This window comes from Streptomyces griseomycini, from assembly GCF_014203535.1.
GTDB lineage: Bacteria > Actinomycetota > Actinomycetes > Streptomycetales > Streptomycetaceae > Streptomyces > Streptomyces griseomycini.
The window spans coordinates 664587-688914 of the sequence record NZ_JACHJI010000001.1; the positions used below are offsets into that span (position 1 = coordinate 664587).

General features: G+C 71.6%; 22 protein-coding genes. 13 read left to right on the forward strand and 9 right to left on the reverse strand.

The annotated features are described in order from the left end of the window. Positions 1–146: 146 nt before the first annotated feature. Positions 147–566, reverse strand: a complete 420-nt coding sequence (locus FHS37_RS03070; RefSeq protein ID WP_184817434.1) for an organic hydroperoxide resistance protein — start codon at positions 564–566, stop codon at positions 147–149. 112 nt (positions 567–678) lie between these two features. Then, entirely contained in the window at positions 679–1701 is a 1023-nt protein-coding gene (locus FHS37_RS03075; RefSeq protein WP_184817435.1) for an NADP-dependent oxidoreductase, read from the reverse strand. A gap of 93 nt (positions 1702–1794) precedes the next feature. On the opposite strand from FHS37_RS03075, the gene FHS37_RS03080 reads away from it, so the two are divergent. Further along, on the forward strand, positions 1795–2235 hold the full coding sequence (locus FHS37_RS03080; protein WP_184817436.1) for a MarR family winged helix-turn-helix transcriptional regulator: 441 nt from the start codon (positions 1795–1797) through the stop codon (positions 2233–2235). Positions 2236–2379: 144 nt separating this feature from the next. Here FHS37_RS03080 and FHS37_RS03085 read toward each other — a convergent pair whose 3' ends face one another. Continuing rightward, on the reverse strand, positions 2380–3102 hold the full coding sequence (locus tag FHS37_RS03085; protein ID WP_184817437.1) for an SCO2400 family protein: 723 nt from the start codon (positions 3100–3102) through the stop codon (positions 2380–2382). Positions 3103–3322: 220 nt separating this feature from the next. Between FHS37_RS03085 and FHS37_RS03090 the strand changes: the two genes are divergently transcribed. The 8 genes from FHS37_RS03090 (at position 3323) to FHS37_RS03125 (ending at position 13760) form a co-directional block, all read left to right on the forward strand. Beyond that, the gene (locus FHS37_RS03090) at positions 3323–4486 is read left to right on the forward strand and encodes a mandelate racemase/muconate lactonizing enzyme family protein (RefSeq protein ID WP_184817438.1); all 1164 of its coding nucleotides are present in this window, start codon (positions 3323–3325) and stop codon (positions 4484–4486) included. Between the two features lie 37 nt (positions 4487–4523). After that, the gene (locus FHS37_RS03095; protein WP_184817439.1) at positions 4524–5528 is read left to right on the forward strand and encodes a zinc-dependent alcohol dehydrogenase; all 1005 of its coding nucleotides are present in this window, start codon (positions 4524–4526) and stop codon (positions 5526–5528) included. Between the two features lie 136 nt (positions 5529–5664). Continuing rightward, a complete protein-coding gene (locus tag FHS37_RS03100; protein WP_184817440.1) occupies positions 5665–6633 on the forward strand; it encodes a glycosyltransferase family protein in 969 nt (322 codons plus the stop codon). 141 nt (positions 6634–6774) lie between these two features. Next, positions 6775–7887, forward strand: coding sequence for a multiple monosaccharide ABC transporter substrate-binding protein (gene chvE, locus FHS37_RS03105; RefSeq protein WP_184817441.1), 1113 nt, complete (start codon positions 6775–6777; stop codon positions 7885–7887). Positions 7888–7919: 32 nt separating this feature from the next. Next, the gene (mmsA, locus tag FHS37_RS03110) at positions 7920–9470 is read left to right on the forward strand and encodes a multiple monosaccharide ABC transporter ATP-binding protein (RefSeq protein WP_184817442.1); all 1551 of its coding nucleotides are present in this window, start codon (positions 7920–7922) and stop codon (positions 9468–9470) included. Next, on the forward strand, positions 9467–10711 hold the full coding sequence (mmsB, locus tag FHS37_RS03115) for a multiple monosaccharide ABC transporter permease (protein WP_184817443.1): 1245 nt from the start codon (positions 9467–9469) through the stop codon (positions 10709–10711). Before mmsA ends, mmsB begins: the two co-directional genes overlap by 4 nt. Positions 10712–10763: 52 nt before the next feature. Beyond that, positions 10764–11936: an aldose epimerase family protein gene (locus FHS37_RS03120; protein WP_184817444.1), complete on the forward strand. Its 1173-nt coding sequence runs from the start codon at positions 10764–10766 to the stop codon at positions 11934–11936. Positions 11937–12074: 138 nt separating this feature from the next. Then, positions 12075–13760: a pyridoxal phosphate-dependent aminotransferase gene (locus FHS37_RS03125; protein ID WP_184817445.1), complete on the forward strand. Its 1686-nt coding sequence runs from the start codon at positions 12075–12077 to the stop codon at positions 13758–13760. 7 nt (positions 13761–13767) lie between these two features. On the opposite strand, the gene FHS37_RS03130 is transcribed toward FHS37_RS03125, so the two are convergent. From FHS37_RS03130 to FHS37_RS03140, 3 genes are all read right to left on the reverse strand, one after another. After that, complete coding sequence (locus FHS37_RS03130) at positions 13768–14340, reverse strand: C2 domain-containing protein (protein WP_184817446.1); 573 nt, start codon at positions 14338–14340, stop codon at positions 13768–13770. A 128-nt stretch (positions 14341–14468) separates the two neighbouring features. Then, positions 14469–15446, reverse strand: coding sequence for an arabinan endo-1,5-alpha-L-arabinosidase (locus FHS37_RS03135; RefSeq protein WP_184817447.1), 978 nt, complete (start codon positions 15444–15446; stop codon positions 14469–14471). 94 nt (positions 15447–15540) lie between these two features. After that, entirely contained in the window at positions 15541–16005 is a 465-nt protein-coding gene (locus FHS37_RS03140; RefSeq protein ID WP_184817448.1) for an ATP-binding protein, read from the reverse strand. A 130-nt stretch (positions 16006–16135) separates the two neighbouring features. Between FHS37_RS03140 and FHS37_RS03145 the strand changes: the two genes are divergently transcribed. The 3 genes from FHS37_RS03145 to FHS37_RS03155 are packed head-to-tail and all read left to right on the forward strand — an operon-like array spanning position 16136 to position 17677. After that, complete coding sequence (locus FHS37_RS03145) at positions 16136–16963, forward strand: helix-turn-helix domain-containing protein (RefSeq protein WP_184817449.1); 828 nt, start codon at positions 16136–16138, stop codon at positions 16961–16963. Then, a complete protein-coding gene (locus tag FHS37_RS03150; RefSeq protein ID WP_184817450.1) occupies positions 16960–17142 on the forward strand; it encodes a DUF397 domain-containing protein in 183 nt (60 codons plus the stop codon). Before FHS37_RS03145 ends, FHS37_RS03150 begins: the two co-directional genes overlap by 4 nt. Before the next feature lie 46 nt (positions 17143–17188). After that, a complete protein-coding gene (locus FHS37_RS03155; RefSeq protein ID WP_229889698.1) occupies positions 17189–17677 on the forward strand; it encodes a hypothetical protein in 489 nt (162 codons plus the stop codon). A gap of 89 nt (positions 17678–17766) precedes the next feature. Here the strand turns inward: FHS37_RS03155 and FHS37_RS03160 are convergent, their stop codons facing one another. Next, positions 17767–18420, reverse strand: a complete 654-nt coding sequence (locus FHS37_RS03160; protein ID WP_184817451.1) for a DUF4360 domain-containing protein — start codon at positions 18418–18420, stop codon at positions 17767–17769. 349 nt (positions 18421–18769) lie between these two features. Here FHS37_RS03160 and FHS37_RS03165 point away from each other — a divergent pair, with 349 nt between their 5' ends. After that, complete coding sequence (locus FHS37_RS03165; protein ID WP_184817452.1) at positions 18770–21751, forward strand: glycoside hydrolase family 35 protein; 2982 nt, start codon at positions 18770–18772, stop codon at positions 21749–21751. A gap of 44 nt (positions 21752–21795) precedes the next feature. On the opposite strand, the gene arfA is transcribed toward FHS37_RS03165, so the two are convergent. After that, positions 21796–23301 (reverse strand): arabinosylfuranosidase ArfA, encoded by a 1506-nt coding sequence (arfA, locus tag FHS37_RS03170; protein ID WP_184817453.1) that lies wholly within the window; start codon positions 23299–23301, stop codon positions 21796–21798. Between the two features lie 56 nt (positions 23302–23357). Then, complete coding sequence (locus FHS37_RS03175) at positions 23358–24326, reverse strand: arabinan endo-1,5-alpha-L-arabinosidase (protein WP_184817454.1); 969 nt, start codon at positions 24324–24326, stop codon at positions 23358–23360. Positions 24327–24328 lie beyond the last annotated feature (2 nt).

A 24328-nucleotide genomic window follows, 5' to 3' on the forward strand; every position in this document is an offset into this window, starting at 1 on the left:
GCGGCCGGGTGGCCTCACCCCCGGATCGGCCGAGGGGGAGGGCATGACCGGCATCCGGTTCCGGCTCACGCGCACCGGCCCCGCTCGCGGACGAGGGCCGCACCCCACGTCCAAGGGTGCGGCCCTCACCGTACGCAACGACCGTGTCAGGCCAGCGTCACGGTGATGTCGCCGCGGGTCGCCTTCGAGTACGGGCACACCTGGTGGGCCTTCTCGACGAGCGAGCGCGCGGTGCCGGCGTCCACGTTCGGGATGTCCGCCGCGATCTCGACGATGATGCCGAAGCCGTCCTCGTTCCTGCCGAGGCCGACCTTCGCGGTGACCGTCGAGCCGGAGATGTCGGCGCCCTCCTGGCGGGCGACCACGCCGAGGGCGCCCTGGAAGCAGGCGCTGTAGCCGGCGGCGAACAGCTGTTCCGGGTTGGTGCCGGTGCCGCTGCCGCCCATCTCCTTGGGCGGGTTGACGACCAGGTCGAGCGTGCCGTCATCGGTGGCCACCCGCCCGTCGCGGCCGTTCTCGGCGGTGGCGACGGCGGTGTACAGGACGTCGGTCTGCTGGATGGGCATGCGGTGCGTTCCTCCTCGGTCCGCCGTGACTCGCGCCCACGATCACAGCGGTTTCGGAAAGAAGCTACCGCATGCCGGAAATCCAGTGAAGCCGTCGGGGGCTCGGAGCGCCTCAGAGCTTGACGATCATCTTCCCGGTGTTGTCGCCGCGCAGGACCCCGAGGAACGCCTCGAGGTTGTTCTCGATGCCCTCGACGACGGTCTCCCGGTACTTGAGCTCGCCGGACCGCACCCAGGGCCCGACCTCCTGGACGAACTGCGGCTGGAGGTCGTAGTGGTCGCCGACCAGGAAGCCCTCGATCCGCCCGCGGGTCTGGATCAGGCGGGCCAGGTTGCGCGGGCCGGGCGCGGGCTCGGTGTTGTTGTAGACCGAGATCATGCCGCAGACGGCGATCCGGCCGTCCCGGTTGAGCGAGCCGATGGCCGCCTCCAGGTGGTCGCCGCCCACGTTGTCGAAGTAGACGTCGATCCCGTCCGGGGCGGCGGCGCGCAGCTGCTCGCTCACGGGGCCGTCCTTGTAGTTGAAGGCGGCGTCGAAGCCGTACTCCTCGACCAGCAGCTCGACCTTCTCGTCGGACCCGGCGGAGCCGATCACCCGCGAGGCCCCCTTGAGCTTCGCGATCTGCCCGACCTGGCTGCCGACGGCGCCCGCGGCGCCGGACACGAAGACGGAGTCGCCCTCCTTGAAGGCGGCGGTGCGCAGCAGGCCCGCGTAGGCGGTGAGCCCGGTCATCCCCAGCACGCCGAGGTACGCCGAGAGGGGCGCCGCCTCCGGGTCCACCCTGACGGCGTTCTTCGCGTCCACGACGGCGTACTCGCGCCAGCCGAAGAAGTGCAGGACGTGGTCGCCGACGGCGATCCCCTCGGCGTTGGAGGCGATCACCTCGCCGACGGCACCGCCCTGCATGACCTTGCCGAGCTCGAACGGGGCGACGTAGGACTTGGCGGCACTCATCCGGCCGCGCATGTACGGGTCGACGGAGAGGTACTCGTTGCGTACCAGCACCTGGCCCTCACCGGGCGCGGCGACCTCGGCCTCGACGAGGGCGAAGTCCTCGGGCTTCGGCCAGCCGACGGGCCGGCTCAGCAGATGCCACTCGCGGCCGGCGGTGGGGAGCGTGGGGGCGTCGGACATGACCTGGCACCTTTCCTCGAAATACTTCACTACCTGAAACAACCATGCTCCTGAATATTTCAGGATGTCAAGCAAGTGGGTACCCTGGAGGACATGGCCGCACCCCGTACCGCCCGCCGCCCCGACGCCCTGACCCTGGAGGTCGTCGAGCTCATCGGCGCGGTCGTGGCCCGCTACCACGAGGAGTACGAGGAGGCTGCCGCCGGTCACGCGCTGACGGGCGCGCAGGCGAGGCTGCTGAGCCTGCTGTCGCTGGAGCCGCTGCCCATGCGGAAGCTGGCGCAGCGGCTGAAGTGCGAGCCGTCGAACGTCACCGGCATCGTCGACCGTCTGGAGTCCCGGGGCCTGGTGGAACGCCGCCCGGACCCGGCGGACCGCCGGGTGAAGCTGGCCGCGGCGACGCCCGAGGGGCGGCGGGTGGTCCGGAGCCTGCAGGACTCCCTGCGGTTCGCGCGCGAACCGCTGGCGGGGCTGTCGGAGGAGGAGCGGGTGGCCCTGCGGGACGCCCTGCGGAGGATGCTGCGGGAGGACTGAGCGGGGACCGCGCACGTCGCCGGACCGCACCGGCCGGCCGCCCCCCGCACCGGACCGCACGGCCGGGCGGCCGCCTCCCGCACCGGGAGACCGGACCGCACCGGGCCGGACCTGGTTTGGCCGGGCGCCTTCCGTGTCAGGGGATCAGGTGCACCACCACAGGAACCGGTCGCAGGTCTCGGTGGGTTCCGGTTCCGGTTCCGGTTCGGGTTTCTTCGTGGTCGGGTCCGGCTCCGGGGTCTCCGATTCGGACGGGGGCGTCGGCGGTGGAGCCTTCGTCGGCTGGGTCTGCGGCGCGTCGGCGGGCGCGGACGACGCGTCCGTCCCCTCCTCGTCCCGGGCTTCCTCCGACTCCTCGGCCTCCGGGGACTCCGAAGCCGACGGGGAGTCAGACGCCTCCGGTGACGCGGACCTCGCGGGAGGTACCGCCCCCGTGGTGCCGCCCGGCGACTGCGTCGGCTCCAGCTCCGTCGCGCCGCCGTCGGTCGTCTCCTCGCCCGCCGCCGCCGGCTTCGGCGTCGCTCCCGGCGCGTCCATGCCGAGTTCGGCCAGGCTCAGTCCGCCGGCGGCCAGCGCGAAGCCCGCCGCGATCAGCAGCGACCGGCGCCGTCGCCGCCGGTGCGCCGCGGCCTTGCGGTCACGCCGACTGCCTCCGCCCCTCCGGCCCCCGTCCGGCTCCGCCTCCTCGCCGTCGTCGTCGTACGGGCCGGCGGCGTCCGCCACCGCCGGCTCCCCCTCGTACTCCGAAGGCCCCGCGGGCTCGGCGGGTTCCGCCGCGTAGGCGCGGAGCGTCTCGACGGGGGTGCCGCACCCGGGGCAGGCGAGCGCCCCGTTGAGGTGCCGTCGGCACGGGTGGCAATAGTCCATGACGCGGGAAGACTAGGTTCCGCTCGGGCCGGGTTCCTAGACCCGGCTGTGAAGGTTTGGTAGGGACCAAGTCCCATAGGTTTCGAAACTGCCGAAACCGTTGTCCGCGCGACCCATTGACACTCCCGCCATGCCCTCCTTACTGTCACGCCAGCATTTCGAACGTGTGTCGAAATATCGAACGCGTCGAACTGAACCGATAACACGAGGGGCGACTGCCGTGCGCATCACCGGAATCAGCACACACGTGGTCGGGACGCCGTGGCGCAACCTGACCTACGTCCAGGTGCACACCGACGAGGGGATCACCGGAGTCGGCGAGACCCGGATGCTGGGCCACACCGACGCACTCCTGGGCTACCTGAAGGAAGCCGAGGTCAACCACATTCTCGGCTCCGACCCGTTCGCTGTCGAGGACCTCGTCCGCCGCATGAAGTACGGCGACTACGGCCGCGCCGGCGAGATCGTGATGTCCGGCATCGCCGTCGTCGAGATGGCCTGCTGGGACATCAAGGGCAAGGCCCTCGGCGTCCCCGTCTGGCAGCTGCTCGGCGGCAAGGTCACCGACAAGGTGAAGGCGTACGCCAACGGCTGGTACACCACCGAGCGCACCCCGGAGGCGTACCACAAGGCCGCGCAGGCGGTGATGGAGCGCGGCTACCGGGCGCTCAAGATCGACCCCTTCGGCACCGGCCACTTCGAGTTCGACCACCAGCAGACCCTGTACGCCGTCTCGCTCATCGAGGCCGTGCGGGACGCCATCGGGCCGGACGCCGAGCTGATGCTGGAGATGCACGGCCGCTTCTCCCCCGCCACCGCCGTCCGCCTGGCCAAGGAGCTCGCGCCCTTCAAGCCGGCCTGGCTGGAGGAGCCGGTCCCGCCGGAGAACCTCAAGGCGCTGGAGAAGGTCGCCGCCAAGGTCGACATGCCGGTGGCCACCGGTGAGCGCATCCACGACCGCATCGAGTTCCGCGAGCTGTTCGAGAGCCAGGCGGTCGACATCCTGCAGCCGGACGTCGGCCACATCGGCGGCATCTGGGAGACCCGCAAGCTCGCCGCGACCGCCGAGACCCACTACATGCTGGTCGCCCCGCACAACGTCGGCGGCCCCGTGCTGACCGCCGCCTCCCTCCAGGTCGGCTTCACCTCGCCGAACTTCAAGATCCTGGAGCACTTCAACGACTTCGCGGACGCGGAGATCAAGAAGGTCGTCAAGGGCGCGCCCCAGGTGAACCCGGAGGACGGCTGCTTCCACCTGTCCGACGCCCCCGGCCTCGGCGTGGAGCTGGACGTCGACGCGGCGGCCGAGTTCCCGCAGCAGCAGGCCCGGTTCGACCTGTGGGCCGAGGGCTGGGAACAGCGCAAGCCGAAGGCCACGAAGTGACCGCGCCGCACCGCCCCCACCGTCCTGGAGAGGCCCGATGAGCAGCGCCGTCGTCATCGAGGGACCCGGCGAGCACCGCCTCGTCCCGCACGAGCCGCGCGAGCCCGGCCCCGGCGAGGCCCTGGTCCGGGTGCACGCCGCCGGCATCTGCGGCAGCGACCGCGAGGTGTACCAGGGCAACCGGCCCGAAGGGTACGTGCGTTACCCGCTCACGCCGGGCCACGAGTGGTCCGGGACCGTGCAGGAGGTGGGCGCGGGCGTGCCCGCCTCGCTCGTCGGCCGCAAGGTGGTCGGTGAGGGCTTCCGCAACTGCCAGGTCTGCGACCGCTGCCACGCCGGCGAGACGACGCTGTGCTCGGCGGGTTACGAGGAGACCGGGTTCACCCAGCCGGGCGCCATGGCCGCCACGCTGACCCTTCCGGCCCGGCTGCTGCACGTGCTGCCGGACGACGCCGACCTCGGCGCCGCCGCGCTGCTGGAGCCGGCCGCCTGCATCGCCGCCGCCGCGCTCAGGGCGAACGCCCTGCCCGGCGAGCGGGTGGCCGTGGTCGGCACCGGCACCCTCGGCATGTTCGCCGTGCAGTTCCTGAGGGCGAACTCCCCGGCCGAGCTGCTGGTCGTCGGCACCCGGGGCGACCGGGAGGCGCTGGCGCGGCAGTACGGCGCGACCGACTTCCGCACCAAGGACCGGGAACTCCCGGACGACTTCGACGTCGTGATCGAGACCGCCGGGTCCGCCGACGCGGCCCGTACGGCGGCCGCGCTGCTCCGGCGCGGCGGGCGGCTGGTCCTGACCGGCATCCCGGCCCCGGGGGCCGACGGGCTCGACCCGACGGATCTGGTCGTACGGCAGCTGGAGGTGCACACCGTCTTCGGGGCGCCGCCGGACGCCTGGGCGCACACGGTGCGGGTGTTCGCCGCCGGGCTCCTCGACCCGCTGCCGCTGGTGACGCACGAGCTGCCGCTGGCCGAGTTCCCGCACGCCATCGAGCTGGTGGGCTCCGGTGACCCGAAGGTGGGCAAGGTCCTGCTGCGCCCCTAGGGCGCGGTCCCCGTCGTACGCCGGTACGGGGGCGACCTGACGGTTCCCGTGCCGGCGTACCCCCGGCCCCGCCCTCCCCCGATCCGCACCCAGATCCGCGAACCTCGTCCGACATATCGAACACGAAGGACACCTTGTGACCGACGCTTCCGCCAAGGCACCCCGCAGGCCCGGGGAACAGGCGCTCGCCGCCCTCGGTCTGGGCGCGCCCGCCCTCGACCCCGCCGACGCCTCGCCGCACTCCTTCCCCGGCGGCGGCCGCTGGCGCACCGAGATCCCCTCCTGCGAGGGACCGGAGGCGCTGGCGGTGGTGCTGAAGGAGGCCTCGCGCCTCGACGTGCCGATCCACCGGATCAGCCAGGGCAGCGGCGTGTGGATGCTGACCGACGCCGAGATCACCGAGATGGTCGAGGCCACCGCCGAACGGGACATCGAGCTGTGCCTGTTCACCGGCCCGCGCGGCACCTGGGACATCGGCGGTTCGACCCGCACCGACTCGCGCGGCGCCGGACTGCGCGCCCGCGGCCACGACGCGGTCGCCGGGTGCGTCGAGGACGCCGTGCGGGCCACGGAGCTGGGCGTCAAGTGCCTGCTCGTCGCCGACGAGGGCGTGCTGTGGACGCTGCACCGGGCGCGGGCGGCCGGCATCCTCCCGGCCGACACCACGCTGAAGGTCTCGGCGCTCATCGGACCGGTCAACCCGGCCTCGTACGCGGTGTACGAGCGGCTCGGCGCCGACTCGATCAACGTGCCGAGCGACCTGACGCCCGCTCACCTCACCGAGATACGGCGAGTTTCGGCCACCCCGATGGACATGTACATCGAGGCCCCCGACGACCTCGGCGGCTACGTGCGGATGTACGAGGTCGCCGAGCTCATCCGGCGCGGCGCACCGCTGTACCTGAAGTTCGGCCTGTCCAAGGCGCCCGGCATCTACCCGTACGGCCACCACCTCCGGGAGCTCACCCTGGCGACCGCCAAGGAGCGGGTGCGGCGCGGCCGGCTCGCGCTGGACCTGCTGGCGCGCCACGGCGCGGACGGTGACATGGCACCGCTCGGTTCGCGGCTTCCGGGCGATCTGATCCGGTTCGAAATCTCGTCATAACGTTCCGGAAACTCGGCTTCACAGAAGTAGACACAGCCGCGCACAATCCCACACAACCATTCTCGGTCCCTCCTGGCCCCCACTCCCGGAAGCGACTTCGCACCGTCCGCACCGACCCCGCACACATCAAGGATGATGACCATGCGTAACCGCAGAGCCGCACTCGCCGCCGTCGCCACAGCCGCCTCCCTCGCCCTCACCCTGACCGCCTGCGGCCAGAACAGCGAGGGCGGCAGCGAGGAGGACAAGGGGGGATCCGAGGGCGCCACCGTCGGCATCGCGATGCCGACCAAGTCCTCCGAGCGCTGGATCGCCGACGGCGACAACGTCGTCAAGGACCTGGAGTCCAAGGGCTACAAGACCAAGCTGGTCTTCGGCGAGGACGACCCGGACCAGCAGGTCTCCCAGATCGAGAACCTGATCACGCAGGGCGTGGACGCCCTGATCGTCGCGGCCATCGACAACAAGTCGATGAACAACGTCCTGCAGCAGGCCAAGGACGCCGACATCCCGGTGATCTCCTACGACCGCCTCATCCTCGGCACGGAGAACGTCGACTACTACGCCTCCTTCGACAACGAGAAGGTCGGCGAGCTCCAGGGCACCTACATCGTCGAGAAGCTCGGCCTGAAGGACGGCAGCGAGAAGGGTCCCTTCAACATCGAGCTGTTCGCCGGCTCCAACGACGACAACAACACCCGCTACTTCTTCCAGGGCGCGATGAACGTCCTCAAGCCCTACATCGACAAGAAGCAGCTCGTCGTCAAGTCCAAGCAGACCGAGCTGAACCAGGTCACCACCCTGCGCTGGGACGGCGGCACCGCGCAGAAGCGCATGGACGACATCCTGACCTCGGCCTACCGCAGCGACCGGGTGGACGCCGTGCTCTCGCCGTACGACGGCATCTCCATCGGCATCCTGTCCTCCCTCAAGTCGGACGGCTACGGCACCAAGAGCAAGCCGCTGCCGGTCGTCACCGGCCAGGACGCCGAGGTCGCCTCGGTGAAGTCGATCATCGCCGACGAGCAGTCCATGACCGTCTACAAGGACACCCGCGAACTCGCCAAGGTGGCCTCCAACATGGTCGACGCCCTGCTCAACGACAAGAAGCCCGAGGTCAACGACACCAAGACCTACGACAACGGGGCGAAGGTCGTGCCGGCCTACCTGCTCGAGCCGGTCGCCGTGGACAAGGAGAACTACCAGGAGGCCGTCGTCGACTCCGGCTACATCAAGGAAAGCGACCTCAAGTAACCGCCCGCTGACACGGATTGGAAGGCACGACCATGGCGGGACCCGTCCTGGAGATGCGCTCGATCGTCAAGACCTTTCCCGGCGTCAAGGCGCTGTCGGACGTCACGCTGACCGTCCGGCAGGGCGAGGTCCACGCCATCTGCGGTGAGAACGGCGCCGGCAAGTCGACCCTGATGAAGGTCCTCTCCGGCGTCCACCCGCACGGCACCTACGAGGGGGAGATCCTCTTCGAGGGGGAGGCCTGCCGGTTCAAGGACATCCGGGCCAGCGAGCAGCACGGCATCGTCATCATCCACCAGGAGCTGGCCCTGGTGCCCTACCTCTCCATCGCGGAGAACATCTTCCTCGGCAACGAGCACGCCACCCGGGGGTTCATCGACTGGAACGAGACCCTGCGGCACGCCGCCGAGCTGCTGCGCCGGGTCGGGCTCGCCGAGCACCCGGAGACCCGGGTCGCCGACATCGGCGTGGGCAAGCAGCAGCTGGTGGAGATCGCCAAGGCGCTCTCGAAGAAGGTGAAGCTGCTCATCCTCGACGAGCCGACCGCGGCGCTCAACGACGAGGACAGCGGCAAGCTCCTCGACCTGATCCTGCAGTTGAAGGACCAGGGCATCACCTCGATCATCATCTCCCACAAGCTGAACGAGATCCGCCGGGTCGCCGACTCGGTGACCATCCTGCGGGACGGGCGGACCATCGAGACGCTGGACGTGAAGGACCCCCGGACCACCGAGGACCGGATCATCAGCGGGATGGTCGGCCGCGACCTGGAGCACCGCTTCCCGGAACGGACCCCGCACCGGCCGGAGGAGGGCGCCGCCCCGGCGCTCGAGATCCGCAACTGGACCGTGCACCACCCGATCGACCAGCAGCGCAAGGTCGTCGACGACGTGTCGCTGGAGGTGCGGCGCGGCGAGATCGTCGGCATCGCGGGCCTGATGGGCGCCGGCCGCACCGAGCTCGCGATGAGCGTCTTCGGCCGCACCTACGGCCGGTACGCGGACGGCACGGTCCTCAAGGACGGCAGGGAGATCCGCACGAAGACCGTCCCGGAGGCGGTCGCGCACGGGATCGCGTACGTCACCGAGGACCGCAAGCACTACGGCCTGAACCTCATCGACACCATCAACCGCAACATCTCCCTCAGCGCCCTGCGGAAGGTCGCCAGGCGCGGTGTGGTGGACGAGCACGAGGAGCGGCAGGTCGCCGAGGGCTTCCGGAAGTCCATGAACATCAAGGCGCCGACGGTCTTCGAACCGGTGGGCAAGCTGTCCGGCGGCAACCAGCAGAAGGTCGTCCTCAGCAAGTGGATCTTCGCGGGTCCCGACGTGCTGATCCTCGACGAGCCGACGCGTGGCATCGACGTCGGGGCCAAGTACGAGATCTACACGGTCATCGACCAACTGGCCGCCCAGGGCAAGGCGGTCGTCTTCATCTCCTCCGAGCTGCCCGAGCTGCTCGGCATGTGCGACCGCATCTACACGATGGCCGCCGGACGGCTGACCGGTGAGTTCTCGCGGGCCGAGGCCTCCCAGGAATCGCTGATGCGCCAGATGACGAAGGACAAAGAGGTAACCCGATGAGCACGGAAGTCACCGACAAGACCCCGGCCGCCGCGCCGCCGGGCGGGAACGGGACGGGCACGGGTGACGGCCTGCTCCAGCTGATGCTGGACGGCATGCGCCGCAACATGCGGCAGTACGGCATGCTGATCGCCCTGGGCCTGATCGTGGCCCTGTTCGCGGTGTGGACCGACGGCGACCTGCTGCTGCCGCGCAACGTCTCCAACCTGGTGCTGCAGAACAGCTACATCCTGATCCTCGCGATCGGCATGATGCTGGTCATCATCGCGGGCCACATCGACCTGTCGGTCGGCTCCCTGACGGCGTTCGTCGGCTCCATGGCCGCCGTCTTCATGGTCCGCAACGACATGCCGTGGCCGCTCGCGGTGGTGCTGTGCCTGGCCGTGGGCGCCATCGCCGGCGCGGTACAGGGGTTCTTCATCGCCTACGGCGGCATACCGTCGTTCATCGTGACCCTCGCGGGCATGCTGACCTTCCGCGGTCTGACCGAGATCTTCCTGGAGGGCCAGACCCTCGGCCCGTTCCCCAAGGGGCTGCAGAAGCTCGCCAACGGCTTCATGCCCGAGGTCGGCCCGGAGACCAACTACCACAACCTCACCCTGCTCCTCGGCTTCGGGCTGATCGCGCTGGTGGTGCTCCAGGAGGTCCGTGACCGCCGGCGCCAGCAGGAGTTCGCCCTCGACGTCCTGCCCGCCAAGCTGTTCCTGCTGAAGCTGGTCGCGCTCGCCGCCGCCGTCCTCACCGTCACGCTGCTGCTGGCCAGCTACAAGGGCGCCCCGATCGTGCTGCTGATCCTCGGCGCGCTGCTCGTCGGCTTCGGCTACGTGATGCGCAACGCCGTCATCGGCCGCCACATCTACGCCATCGGCGGCAACCTGCCCGCGGCGAAGCTGTCGGGCGTGCGGGACAAGAAGGTCACCTTCCTGGTCTTCCTGAACATGGGCATGCTCGCGGCCCTGGCGGGTCTGGTGTTCGCCGCCCGCTTCAACGCGGCCTCTCCCAAGGCCGGCCTCAACTTCGAACTGGAGGCGATCGCGGCCGCGTTCATCGGCGGCGCGTCGATGAGCGGCGGTGTCGGCACCGTGCTCGGCGCGATCATCGGCGGCCTGGTCCTGGGCGTGCTGAACAACGGCATGAACCTCGTCGGCATCGGCACCGACTGGCAGCAGGTCATCAAGGGCCTGGTGCTGCTGGCGGCGGTCGGGTTCGACGTGTGGAACAAGCGCAAGGTCGGTTCGTAGGTCAGCTCGGGCCCCGCCGGACGGCGGGGCCCCTCCATCACGGGAGCCGCACATGGAACTGAACAGACGCACGGTCATCGCAGGAGCCGCCGCGGCCGGCATCGCCGCCGCCACGACGGCCGGCGGAACGGCACAGGCCGCGGGAGGCGGGGGAAGCACGGGAGGCAGGGGAAAGCCGGTGAAGACGCTCTTCGGCAGGCTGGCGGACGGCACCAAGGTCCACAGCTGGTCGCTGGAGAACGGCGGGACCCGGATGAAGGTCCTGTCCTACGGCGGCATCGTCCAGTCCCTGGAGGTCCCCGACCGCCGCGGCCGGTACGCCAACGTCTCCCTGGGCTTCGACACCCTCGAGGAGTACGTCGCCTCCAGCCCCTACTTCGGCGCCCTGATCGGCCGCTACGGCAACCGCATCGACAAGGGCCGCTTCACCCTCGACGGCACGGCGTACCAGCTCTCCGTCAACGACGGCGAGAACAGCCTGCACGGCGGCGCGCAGGGCTTCGACAAGCGCGTCTGGGACGTCGAGCCGTTCACCCGGGGCTCCGACGTCGGCCTGCACCTGCACCACACCAGCGTCGACGGCGAGATGGGCTACCCGGGCACCCTGCGGACGAAGGTCACCTACACCCTCACCCGGGACGGCGACTGGCGCATCGACTACGAGGCCACCACCGACAGGGCGACGGTCGTCAACCTCACCAGCCACGTCTACTGGAACCTCGCCGGCGAGAGCAGCGGCTCGATCCACGACCACGAGCTGTCCATCGCCGCCTCCCGCTACACGCCCGTCGACTCGGGGCTGATCCCCACGGGCGAGCTGGCGAAGGTCGCGGGCACCCCCTTCGACTTCCGCCGGGCCAAGCCGATCGGCCGGGACATCCGCACCGCCCACCAGCAGGTGCTGTACGGGCAGGGCTTCGACCACAACTGGGCGCTCGACAAGGGCGTCACCGCCCGCCCCGAGCACGCCGCGACCCTGCGCGACCCGTCCTCCGGCCGCACCCTGCGGATCGCCACCAACGAGCCGGGCCTGCAGTTCTACTCCGGCAACTTCCTCGACGGCACCCTCGTCGGCACCGGCGGCCGCGTCTACCGGCAGGGCGACGGACTGTGCCTGGAGACCCAGCACTTCCCGGACTCGCCGAACCAGCCGTCGTTCCCGTCGACCGTGCTGCGGCCGGGCGAGACGTACCGGACGACGACGATCCACTCGTTCGGCGCCTGAACACATTTCTCTCACAGGGGTTGAACGACCCTCCGGCCCCCTCCGTATCCATCGGTGGCCCGTGCTCCCCCGCGCGGGCCACCCACGCACGACGGGCCCGCTACGTCCCCGGCGGGCCCGCCGCACACGGAGGTTCCCTTGGCCGGCAACGTCACCTCGCTGTTCCGCAGCACCGCGGCGCACAGTCCGTCGATGGCGGCGCTGACGCGGGAGGGCGACGGGGCCGGCCCGGTGGACTTCTGCATCCCCTGCAACCCGTACTTCCCCACCCCCGCCATGTTCGAGGAGATGGCGGCCCGGCTGCGCGACATCATCACGTACTACCCGAGCAGCGCCGACACCATCACCGCCGAGCTGTGCAGCCTGCTCCGACTGCCGCCGCAGTGCGTGGCGATGGGCAACGGCTCGACGGAACTCATCACCTGGATCGACCACTTGCTGGTCCGCGAGTCGCTCGCCGTCCCCGTCCCCACCTTCGGCCGCTGGACCGACCAGCCCATGGAGACCGGCAAGCGGGTCGACATGTTCCCGCTCCAGGAGTCCGGCGGCTTCGCCCTCGACCTCGCGCAGTACGCGGAGTTCGTCCGGGCGCGGGGCACCCGGGTGGCGGTGATCTGCAACCCGAACAACCCCGACGGCGGCTTCCTCCACAAGCACGCGGTCGTGCAGTTCATGGACGCGATGGCCGACCTCGACCTGGTGGTGGTCGACGAGTCGTTCCTGGAGTTCGCCGACGCGGAGGCGGAACCGAGCGTGGTGCAGGAGGCGATGCTGCGGCCGAACGTCATCGTGCTGCGCAGCCTCGGCAAGAACTTCGGCCTGCACGGCATCCGCTTCGGCTACCTGGTCGCCAACCCGGCGCTCGCGGGGCGGATCCGCTCGATGCTCCCCAAGTGGAACCTCAACTCCTTCGCCGAACACGTGGTGTTCATGCTGAAGGAGCACGGCGCCGAGTACGCCCAGAGCCTGCACCAGGTGCGCCGCGACCGCATGGACATGTCCGGCCAGCTCTCCTCGCTGCCCGGGCTCACGGTCTACCCCTCCCAGGGCAACTTCCTCTTCGTGCGCCTCCCCGTGGGCGCCGAGGGCACCGTCGTCCGGGACCGGATGCTCACCGAGCACCGGATCCTGGTCCGCGAGTGCGGCAACAAGATCGGTTCCTCCAGCCGCTTCCTGCGTCTCGTGGTGCGCCCCCAGGTGGACGTGCGTCGCCTGGTGTCCGGCCTGGAACAGGTGCTCTACGGGACGTCCAGGAGGGGAGCCGCCGTGCCCGAGCCGGCCACAGGGGCCGGCTACAGCTCGGGCACGGCGGCGGTGGACCGCCTGGTGAGCCAGACCAACGGGGCGGGCGTCCGGGGCCTCGCCGCTCAAGCCGCCGGTGCCGGCGGTGTCCCGGGGCCCGCCGCCGCTCCGGCCGCCGTCGGCACCGGCGTGCCGCTCCCCGCCGCCGCGTCCGCCCCGGCGGTGGGCGCGGGCGGCGGGATGCCGATGCCGGCGGCGGCGTCGACGGGACCGGTACCGGTCCCGGTACCGATGCCCGAACCCGTCACCGTTCCCGTGCCCCAGTCCCTTCCCCAGCCGGTACCGGAGCCGGTTCCGCAGCCTCTGGCGCCCGCGGCCCAGGCGCCGATGCCCGCGGCGGCCTTCCCGGCACCGGACCGGATGCCGCCGCCGGTCGGCCCCACCCCGCCCGGCGTCCCCGCCCGCGGCGGCCTGACGGCCGCCCAGGTCAGGGGCACCGACGGCCTCTCCACGGCCCCGGCGACGGGCTGGCCGGGACCGCAGAACTGGCCGAACGCGGCGGGCATGGGCCAGGCGGGCTGAGCCGCCCTCAAGGAGCGGCGGGACACCGCTTTGCCATCCGGCGGCAGTGCTCCCGCGCCTCGTCGATCCCGTCACCGTCCGGCAGGAGTTCCCCGGCGGTGACGAGGGCGGCCCAGTAGGCGGAGGGGCTGCCGTCCGCCCTGGCCTCCCGCCGCGCGAGCTGGAGATAGGCACGGGCGAGCTCGCCGGCACGCAACCACCGCCACAGACTGACGGCGAGCCCGCTCGGAAGGCCCGCCCCGTACGCCGTGACCGCCGTGCCCAGCAGGTCCCGGATCCGCTGCTCGTGCGCGTCGAGCCGCCGGTCGACGACGAAGGCGCCCCCGGCCTGGAGCACGAGGGCGAGGGCCTCCTCGTCGCCGGGCCCCAGCTCGGCGAAGGCGGCGGCCGCCTCCTGGGTCGCCAGCCGCCGCTCGGCCTCGGCCCGCGGGACCCCCAGAGCCAGGCAGGTGGCGAGTGCGGCGGCGCGCGGGTCGCCGGTGTCCCGGGCGAGGCCGGCACACACGTCGGCCTCCTCCCCGCCCGCGTGCAGGGCGTCCCGTGCCCTGTCGACCAGCGCGTCCGCATCGGTCCGCCCCACTCGTCCTCCTCCCGCCCCGCCTGCACGGGATCGAGCCGCCGCTGCCGGCACCCATTGTCCAGCCAGGTCCGCTGCCGTACGTCGGCCGCCTGCCCGGGAGGGGGCGGGCAGCAGCGCGGCTGGCGGGGTCAGTGGGCGACGGGCCATCCGCTGCTCCAGTTCAGGAGGTTGATGCCGAGCTTGGGCGTGCCGTTGTCGTCGGCGTCGTAGTAGTGGTAGACGATCAGGTCCCCGTCGACGTCGTTCATGATCGACTGCCCGCCCGGACCGATGACGCTGCCGTGCGACTCGAGCACGGGCGTGCCGCCGTTGTTCATCAGCGAGACGCCGTTCCGGTCGCGGTACGGCCCGGTGACGCTGGTGGCGCGGCCGACCTTGACCCTGTAGGTCGAGCCGGTGCCGGCGCAGCAGGTGTCGTAGGAGGCGAAGAGGTAGTAGTAGCCGCCCCGCTTGACGATGAACGGCGCCTCGACGGCCTTGGTCCCGGTGGGGCGGGAGGCGAGGGAGTAGCGGGTGGTGTGGGAGGAGAGCTGCTTGCCGGTGGAGGGGTCGATCCGGATCATCTTGATCCCGGTCCACCAACTGCCGAAGGAGAGCCACCACTTGCCGTCGTCGTCGACGAAGAGGTTGGGGTCGATGGCGTTGTGGTCGCTGGAGGAGTTCGACGCGTGGACGATGCCGTGGTCGGTCCAGCTGCCCGGCTGCCCGGTCGTCGAGCCGGCCAGCCCGATGGCCGAGGTGTTCGAGCCGAACCTCGAGACGGAGTAGTACATCAGGTACTTGCCGCCGTGGTACGAGATGTCGGGCGCCCAGGCCTCCGGCACGCTGGAGTAGTTCCGCCACCAGCTCGGGCGGGACGAGAACGCGTCGGCGCCGGCGGAGAAGGCGGTGCGGTCGCCGGAGGTCTTGCCGGCGATGCCCCCGCCGGTGGCGTAGAGCAGGTACTGGCCGGAGGACGTCCGGATCATCGTCGGGTCGTGCGTGACGACGGACCCGGTGACCCGGCCGGGGTTCGGGTACGCCGACGCCGTGGTCGGCACGAGGGCGAGGAGCGCGGCGGTGGGGAGGGCGAGCAGGGCGGTGCGCTGGCGGAGGGTGCGGCTCATGCGGGTTCTCCTTGCGGTGGGGGTCTCGGATTGTTCGTCATATCGAACAACGATCGCAAGTTCGAACGGAACGTAGGATCGAACCACGTGCGCGTCAATGGTCCGCGCAGCCCCGATCGACATCGACCTCCGCGCGGACGGTCTTGGCGGGCGGCTCCCCGTCCACCACCTCCCACCGGTCGGCGAGCGCGTCGACGAGCAGGAGGCCGCGGCCGTGCTCGTCGAGGGGGTGCGGGGCGCGCACGTCGTCCGGAGCGGGAGGACGCGGGGGCCCGCTGCGGGTGTCGGTCACCTCGACGCGGACGGTGCCGGCGAGGCGGGTGAGCCGGAGTTCGAAGTCCCGCCCCGGCACGCGGCCGTGGGTCACGGCGTTGGCGGCGAGTTCGGCGACGATCAGCGCGACGGCGTCGGAGGCGTCGGTGCCGTACGGGACGCCCCAGGCGTGGAGTCGGCGCACGGCGAGGTGCCGGGCGAGGCGGGCGCCGCGCGGGGTGGAGCTGAACCGTTGCGTGAACACACGTACGGTAACCGGGTTTCGGGGGGTCGACTGTGCGGTCATGCGCCCAATCTGGCGGGCGGGAGGGGCACTTCTCCAGGTGAGGGCCGCGTACGCTGCGGCGGCGTACGCGGTGACGGAATGGACAGTACCGGTGACCTGCCGTGACCATGACGGCGGGAGGTGACCGACAGTGGTCGATGGTGCGGGTGGCGAACCGGAGTCGTCGGACAGCCTGCGGACGTTCGGGGCGGTGGTCCAGGGGCTGCGGGAGCACGCGGGGCTGAGCAGGGAGCAGTTCGGCGAACTGGTGCGGTACTCCAAGCACACGGTGGCGTCCGTGGAGTTGGGCAGGCGCATGCCGGACGCCGCGTTCGTGGAGCGCGCGGAGGAGGCCCTGGGCAACACGGGTGCGCTGCGGAGGGCGGCGGGGTGCCTGGCGCGACAGCCGGGGCTGGCGGCTTGGTTCCGGCGGTGGGCGCGGCTGGAGCAGGTGGCGGTCAACCTGTACACGTACGAGTGCCGGATGGTGCCCGGGTTGTTGCAGACGGAGGCGTACGCTCGGGCTCTGGCCGCCGATCAGCTGCCGCCGCTGGACGACGCGCAGATCGAGGAGCGGTGGGCCGCTCGGGCCGAGAGGCAGAGAGTGCTTCGGGAGCGGCCGAACACCGCGTTCAGCTTCATCCTGGAAGAGCACCTGCTCTTGCGCCGCACGGGTGGGCCCCGGGTGACGCGCGGAATCATCGATCACCTGCTGGAGGTTGCCCAGTTACGGAATGTCGAACTCCAAGTGATGCCACTCGTAAGCGAGGCGCATGCCGGCCTGCAGGGCCCCATCCGGCTGGCGGAGACACCGGAGAACCAGTGGTTCGCCTACAACGAAGGGCAGGAGAGCGGCCTGTTGATCACCGACCGGAAAGTGACGAGTGTGCTCCAGAGCCGGTATGCCAGGATGCGTTCGCAGGCTCTACCCATCCAGGACTCCACGTGCCTGCTGCAGCGGATGCGAGGGAACTTATGAGCAGCACTGAACTGGTCTGGTTCAAGAGCACGTACAGCAGCGCATCTGGAGACGACTGCGTCGAGGTCGCGCACCGCCCCGGCACCGTCCACGTCCGTGACTCCAAGGACAGGGAAGGCGCCCGGCTCGCCCTCTCCCCCACCGCCTGGGCCGGCTTCCTCACGCACCTCGCGAAGTGACCGACGGGGCCGTTCGCCTCCTCGCCGGTGCGGGGAGAATCCCGGCATGGGATCTTGGGGAACCTTGGGGCCGGCGCTGTTGTCCCTCGTCGGTGTCGCGCTCGGCGCGGCCGGGTCGCTGTTCGGCCAGTACCTCGTGTCGCGGGCGAGCACCCGACAGCTCGAGGTGCAGGAATCGGCCGCGCACCGCGCGGAGCTCAAGGACACGGTGCTGAAGTTCCTGGGCATCGCCGCGCAGGTGGAGAAGGCGGCGTTCACGCGCCCGGACCGCGGTGGCGCCCCGGTCGACGACGAGCTGGACCGGCTCGTCGACGACCTCTGGCTCGCGCAGGCGGAGATCGACCTGGCGGCCGGGAGCGAGCCCCTGCGGGGCGCCGCCTACCGCTACGCGTTCCGCCTCGCCGAAGCGGCCCGGGGCGAGGTGGCCGACGCGTCCGCGCTGCGCGGGCCGCAGGTCCGTTTCATGGACGCCGCGTACGACGACATGTGGCCCGGCCGGCGGCGGGCGGCCGGGGATCCCGCCGCCCTTCGCTGAGACGGCCCCGCGGCGGCCGGCGGTGACGCCGGGGCGCGGCCCGTACGCCCGTCCGAGGCCGTGCGGGCCGCACCGGTCGGGTCACCGGGTCACGACTTCTCCGGGCACTCCTTCCACGCCAGGTGGTACACCGTGCTGATGTCCCCGTCCGTGGAGTCCATCGTCATGAAGCTGACCTCTTCCGGGGCCGTGGTGCCCGCGTTGACCCTCAGCTCCGTGTTGATGTTGAAGTTGCGCTGGACCCCGCAGGGCGCCCAGACCAGCTGGGCCCAGTCGGTCGTGTCCGTGGCCTGCCAGTTGTCGTCGAGGGGGCCGGTGAAGGGGTGGCTGCGGTACTGCGTGTCCGGGGAGCCCTGGAAGTAGTACGAGGCCCTCTGCGTGCCCTTCGCGCCGGGCCGGAGCGAGGCGAAGCCCCGGTAGTCGGCGCTGGCGACGGCGTAGGTGAAGCCCTGGGGGACGTGGACGACGAGGCTGAGCTGGCAGTTCTTGCGGAATGCCGTGGGGTCGGAGTCGCCGCCCGCCTGGGCGAGGTAGTCGCTGTAGGTCACGGTGAACGCGGTGTTGTCCTCGGAGACGGCGACCGCCGTCGTGCCCTGGGGACAGCCCGAGCCGTTCACCGTGGCGACCTTGATGACGATCTTGTCCGGGGGCGGGTCCTCGAACCCGGCGGACGGGTTGTGCGCGGGTGTCGCGGCGGTGAGGAGCGTGGCCACCGCCGCGCTCAGGAGCAGGCCACCAGCCATGGTTCTCCATCCGTTCCGTTGCGTGGGGGGTGATGTCTCGCCTCGGTCGAGCCTCGGTCGAGCCTTGGTTGAAGCGTCATGTACATGCCAATTCGACAGGTGCACGAGCCCCGGCCCCGTGAAGGAGGCATGGAGGTGCGGTGAAGGCCGGGAGCGCTGGCATCGTATGGAGTGCGGCGACCGGCGGACAGGGTGAACTCCGGCCATTCACATCCGCCGCCCCGCAACGGGACAGACCGCCGCATACCGGCACCCCCTGTGAACGGGAGGGGGCCGGTCCGTGGACAATGGCCCACCACGCACCCTCACGCGCGCACAGCACAGCACAGGCACCACAGGAGGCGCTCCCTTGGAGCTCAGCAGGCGTACCTTCACCGCCCTGGCCGGCACGGCGGCGCTCGGTCTCGCGCTGGCCGGCAGCGGCGGGGCGGCGACCGGCCCGCGCGTGGCGCGCGCCGTGCCGACGGGGCCGCCGCCCCCTCCGCCGCGCGCGGACGGCAGACGCCACCGGGTCGGCTTCGACCGGTACTCGATGCTGGTCGACGGCCGGCGCCTGGTGCTGTGGTCCGGCGAGATGCACCCCTTCCGGCTGCCGAGCCCGTCCCTGTGGCGGGACGTGCTGCAGAAGCTGCGCGCCCACGGGCACAACGCGGTCAGCGTCCGCGTCCCGTGGAACCACCACTCCCCCGCACCCGGGAAGTACGACTTCACCGGGGTGCGGGACCTGGACCTGTTCCTGCGCACGGCCGCCGAGGAGCGGCTGTACGTGATCCTGCGCCCGGGGCCGTACAGCGGTGCCGCCGATGTGGACGCCGACGGCTTCCCGGGGTGGCTGACGGTCGCCGAGGGCACGGCCCGCACCGCCGATCCGGCGTACCTGCTCCACGTCGACGAGTGGCTGAGCGCGGTCAACGCCATCGCCGTCCGCCACCTGTACACCAGGGGCGGCGGCACCGTGCTGCTGTACCAGATCGAGGACGGGTACGACGCCTCCGCCGACGGTCCGGCCGGGCGCGCCTACCTGACCCACCTGTACGAGAAGGTGCGCGCCGACCGCATCGACGTACCGCTGTTCTACGCGGGCGACGGGGCGGACGGGAACCGGGGACCGGGGGCCTTCGGCGCCGGCCGGGAGAAGGGGCACTGGCTGTACGGGGTCGACGTGGCCACCGCGCCCGGTGAGGTGCCGCCGGACCTCGGGCACTTCGGGAAGCGGGGGACCGGTGCCGGTCCGCGCACGCCCGGTTTCGTGGCCGGGGCGGCCGGCGGGGCGGCCGATCCGTGGGGCGGGGTGGCGTCCGGCGGCAAGGGGTACGCGGAGGTGCGCCGTGCCTACGACGCGGCGTACGGGCGGCGCGGTTACCTCACCCACCTCGCCAACGGGGCCACGGTGCACAACGTGCGGATGGTGTTCGGCGGGACCTCGTGGGGCTGGCTGCCCTCGCCGGGCGTCTACACCTCGTACGACTACGGGGCGGCGCTCGACGAGGGACGCCGGCAGACCCCGAAGCTGGCCCCGCTGCACCAGCTCGGGCACCTGGTGCGGACGGTGCCCGACCTCGCGCGGCTGGACCCGGCCGGGGAGGTGCGGGCCGAGGACGAGCGGCTCACGGTGTACCACCTGGCCAACCCCGACACCGACGCCCGGGTGTACGTCCTGCGCAACGACTCCGCCGAGCAGGTCACCTCGATGCTGCCGGGGACCGGCGTCGACCTGCCCGTCACCGTGGCGGCGCGGGACGCCAAGCTGCTGGTCGCCGGGTTGCGGCTGGGGCGGCGGAGGCTGGCGTACGCCACCGCGCAGCCCATGCTGAGCATGCCCGTCGGGCGGCAGGACGTCGCGGTGTTCACGGGCCGGAACCGCGAGGTGGCGCAGGTCGCGCTGGACTGCGACACCCCGCCGGTCCCCAGCCGGCTGGACCCCGAGCCCGCGTGGGCCTACGACCGGGGCAGGCTGAACGTGGTGGTCCCGTTCGGGGTGGGCGGGCTGAGCCGCGTGTTGCTCGAGGGCGGGGACTCCGAGACGCCCATGGTGCTGCTGTTCGCCGACGACGCGACCGCGCTGCGGCTGTGGCCGTACGAGACGCCGTCCGGTTCGCTGCTGGTCTACGGCCCGGCGCTGCTGCGCTCGGCCACCGTGCGCGGCCACACCGTCCACCTCACCGGCGACCTCGTCGGTGAGACCGGCCTCGAGGTGTGGGCGCCGCGCGGGGTCACCGCGGTGACCTGGAACGGCCGGCCGGTGCGCACGCGGCTCAGCCGGGCCGGGAGCCTGCTGATGGAGGGGCTGATGCCGGGGGTCCCGGAGGTGGGACTGCCGGCGCTGGGCGGCTGGCGGCGGCGCGGGGAGAACCCGGAGTCGGAGCCGGACTTCGACGACTCGGCGTGGCCGGCCGCCGACCGCACGGCGTCCCGCGGCACCACGCCCGTGCCCGAGGGGCGGCCCGTCCTCTTCGCGGACGACTACGGCTTCCACTACGGCGACGTCTGGTACCGGGGGCGGTTCGAGGACACGCGCGACATCGAGAAGGTGTCGCTGTCCTACCGCACCGGCACCCAGGGGCTGCTGATGGCCTGGCTGGACGGGCGTCCGCTGGGCACGCACCGCATGCCGGTGCCGGACGAGGACACGGCGGACCGGGGCACGTGGGCGGCCACGGCCGTCTTCGCGGTGCCCGAGGAGCTGCGCGGGCGGGGCCGGCACGTGCTGTCCGTGCTCGTGCGGCCGATGCAGCGCGCCGGGGCCGGGCGGGCGGGGCGGGGCGAGCGGGCGGAGGACGCGTACAAGGCCGCGCGCGGGCTGGTGTCCGTCGGCTTCGAGGGCGGCTCCCGGGACGTGGCCTGGCGCATCCGGGGCGCCGTGGAGCCGGACCGGGTGCGCGGGCCGCTGAACAACGGCGGGCTGTACGGGGAGCGGAAGGGCTGGCACCTGCCGGGCCACGACGACCGGGGCTGGGAGGCCGTGGACGACCTCGTGCGCGAGGAGCGGCGGCAGGGGGTGACCTGGTACCGGACGGGCTTCCGGCTGGCCGTCGATCCGGACGTGGACGCCTCGATCGGGCTCACGCTCGAGGACGACCCGGAGCGCGCCTACCGCGTCCAGATCTTCCTGAACGGCTGGAACATGGGGCAGTACGTCAACGACGTGGGCCCGCAGCACACCTTCGTCCTGCCGAACGGCATCCTCCGCACCCGGGGGTCCAACACCCTGGCGCTGGCGGTGCTGTCCGACGGCACCACGCCCGCGGGCCCGCGCGACGTCCGGCTGACGCTGCTGGGCGCGGCGGCGGGCGGGGTGCCGGTGGAGGAGGTGGACTCACCGGGGCGGTGAGTCCACCGCCCCGGTGGGTCCGCCTCGAGCGACGGCGGTCCCGCTCACGCCAGGCGGATCACGTTCCAGGACAGCGGCTCCAGCACGGCGGTCAGCCGGCCGCCCTCCAGGGCCGTGCCCCCGGCCGCGTGCGGGACGACCCGCTCGGGGTCGGCGAGGGTGTTGCGGGCGTCGGGGTCGGCGTCCGCGAGGACGCTGTGCTCGACGACCGAGGTGAGGCCGAGGCCGCTGAGCGCGACCTCCAGCGGCAGCGCCTCGGTGCGGCTGCGGTTGACGGCGAAGACGGTGACCGTGCCGTCCCCGGCGCGCACGGCGGTGGCGTGCAGCAGGTCGGCCTCGCCGTACTTCTTCGTCTCGTACGTCGGCGAGTCCACGCGGACGTCGAGGACCTCGCCGCGGCCGTACTTCGAGGCCTGGGCGAACGGGAAGAAGGTCGTCTGCCGCCAGGCCGGGCCGCCCGGCTCGGTCATGATCGGGGCGATCACGTTGACGAGCTGGGCGAGGCAGGCGACGGTGACCCGGTCGGCGTGCCGGAGCAGGGCGATGAGGAGCGAGCCGAAGACGACCGCGTCGGTGACGCTGTAGCTGTCCTCCAGCAGGCGCGGGGCCTCCGGCCAGTCGAGGGCGCTCACCTGGGCCTCGGTGCGGGACATGTACCAGACGTTCCACTCGTCGAAGGAGAGGTTGATCTTCTTCTTCGACTTCAGCCGGGCGCCGACGTGGTCGCAGGTGGCGACCACGTTCTCGATGAAGGACTCCATGTCGACGGCCGAGGCGAGGAAGGAGTCGACGTCGCCGTCGAGCGGCTCGTAGTAGGCGTGCAGGGAGATGTAGTCGACCAGGTCGTACGTCTCCGCCAGGACCTTCGCCTCCCATTCGGCGAAGGTGGGCATGGACTGGCCCGAGGAGCCGCAGGCGACGAGTTCCACCGACGGGTCGATCTGGCGCATGGCGCGGGCCGTCTCCGCGGCGATGCGGCCGTACTCCTCCGCCGTCTTGTGGCCGGTCTGCCAGGGGCCGTCCATCTCGTTGCCCAGGCACCACAGCTTGATGCCGAAGGGGTCCTTGTCGCCGTGGGAGACGCGGAGGTCGGAGAGTTCCGTGCCCGACGGGTGGTTGGCGTACTCCTGGAGCTCGATGGCCTCGGCGACGCCGCGCGTGCCGAGGTTGACCGCCATCATCGGCTCGGCCTGCGGGCCGACCTTCTTCAGGAACGCGATGTACTCGGAGAGGCCGAAGCGGTTGGACTCCGTGGTGCGCCAGGCCAGGTCGAGGCGGCGCGGGCGCTGCTCGACGGGGCCGACCGAGTCCTCCCACTTGTAGCCGGAGACGAAGTTGCCGCCGGGGTAGCGGATGGCGGTGACGCCGAGTTCCCTGACCAGGTCCAGGACGTCCCGGCGGAGGCCGGCGTCGTCCGCGGTGGGGTGGTCGGGTTCGAAGACGCCGGTGTAGACGCAGCGGCCGAGGTGCTCCACGAAGGATCCGAAGAGACGGGGGTTGACCTCGGCGACGGTGAAGGCCGGGTCGAGGGTGAAACGGGCGGTGCGCACTGTTTTCCTTTCGGGGGTTCGGTTTCGTCTGCGGGCGGCGGGAGCCGGTCGCGCCCCTAGCGGACGACCGGCCAGCCGTCCTTCTTCCAGGTCAGGCGGTTCAGCCCCAGCTTGGGCGTGCCGTCGTCCGCCGCGTCGTAGTAGTGGTACGCCAGGACGTCCCGGCCCCTGTCCCTGAAGGTCGACTGGCCGCCCGTGCCGATGAAGCGGCCGTGTCCCTCCAGGAGCAGGTCGCCGCCGCCCTCCAGCATCGGCCTGCCCGTGCTGTCGACGTAGGGACCGGTGATGTCCGTGGAGCGGCCGACCTTGATCTTGTAGGTGGAGTCCACGCCGGAGCAGCAGGCGTCGTAGGAGGCGAAGAGGTAGTAGTGGCGGCCGTGCTTGACGATCTCCGGACCCTCGACGGCGTACGGGGCGTCGGGGCGGGTCGCCAGGTGGTGGACGGTGGCGCCCCGGGCGGCCTTTCCGGTGGTCCCGTCGAGTTCGACCATGCGGATGCCCGTCCAGTACGAGCCGAACGCCATCCACAGCCTGCCGTCCGCCTCGATCAGGGCGGGGTCGATGGCGTTCCAGTGGTCGGTGGTCTCGGAGGAGAAGACCTTGCCGTGGTCGGTCCAGGTGCCGGGCAGGCCGGTGCGGGAGGTGGCGACGCCGATCGCGGAGTGGTTGGTGCCCCAGGAGGAGACGGCGTAGTAGAGCCAGTAGCGGCCGGCGCGGTAGGAGATGTCCGGCGCCCAGGGGTCGCCGGTGTCGTTGTACTCGTACCACCAGCTCGGAGGCTCGGCGAAGGCGTTGCCCGCGTCCTTCCAGTGGACGCGGTCCTCCGAGGTGCGGGCGCCGATGACGCCGCCGGTGGAGTAGGCGACGTAGCCGCCGGACTTCAGGCGGATGACGGTCGGGTCGTGGATGACCTCCTGGCCGGTGACGGGCTGCGGGTCGGGGTAGGCGACGTCGGCCCGGGCGGTGCCCGGGAGCAGGGCGACGGCGGCCGCGGCGAGCGGTGCCGCGAGTCTGAGGCGCTTCAACT

Coding starts and splice junctions, on each gene's coding strand:
- FHS37_RS03070 (WP_184817434.1), bottom strand. CDS start 566: ATGCCCATCCAGCAGACCGACGTCCTGTACACCGCCGTCGCCACCGCC.
- FHS37_RS03075 (WP_184817435.1), bottom strand. CDS start 1,701: ATGTCCGACGCCCCCACGCTCCCCACCGCCGGCCGCGAGTGGCATCTG.
- FHS37_RS03080 (WP_184817436.1), top strand. CDS start 1,795: ATGGCCGCACCCCGTACCGCCCGCCGCCCCGACGCCCTGACCCTGGAG.
- FHS37_RS03085 (WP_184817437.1), bottom strand. CDS start 3,102: ATGGACTATTGCCACCCGTGCCGACGGCACCTCAACGGGGCGCTCGCC.
- FHS37_RS03095 (WP_184817439.1), top strand. CDS start 4,524: ATGAGCAGCGCCGTCGTCATCGAGGGACCCGGCGAGCACCGCCTCGTC.
- chvE (WP_184817441.1), top strand. CDS start 6,775: ATGCGTAACCGCAGAGCCGCACTCGCCGCCGTCGCCACAGCCGCCTCC.
- mmsA (WP_184817442.1), top strand. CDS start 7,920: ATGGCGGGACCCGTCCTGGAGATGCGCTCGATCGTCAAGACCTTTCCC.
- mmsB (WP_184817443.1), top strand. CDS start 9,467: ATGAGCACGGAAGTCACCGACAAGACCCCGGCCGCCGCGCCGCCGGGC.
- FHS37_RS03120 (WP_184817444.1), top strand. CDS start 10,764: ATGGAACTGAACAGACGCACGGTCATCGCAGGAGCCGCCGCGGCCGGC.
- FHS37_RS03135 (WP_184817447.1), bottom strand. CDS start 15,446: ATGAGCCGCACCCTCCGCCAGCGCACCGCCCTGCTCGCCCTCCCCACC.
- FHS37_RS03140 (WP_184817448.1), bottom strand. CDS start 16,005: ATGACCGCACAGTCGACCCCCCGAAACCCGGTTACCGTACGTGTGTTC.
- FHS37_RS03150 (WP_184817450.1), top strand. CDS start 16,960: ATGAGCAGCACTGAACTGGTCTGGTTCAAGAGCACGTACAGCAGCGCA.
- FHS37_RS03155 (WP_229889698.1), top strand. CDS start 17,189: ATGGGATCTTGGGGAACCTTGGGGCCGGCGCTGTTGTCCCTCGTCGGT.
- FHS37_RS03160 (WP_184817451.1), bottom strand. CDS start 18,420: ATGGCTGGTGGCCTGCTCCTGAGCGCGGCGGTGGCCACGCTCCTCACC.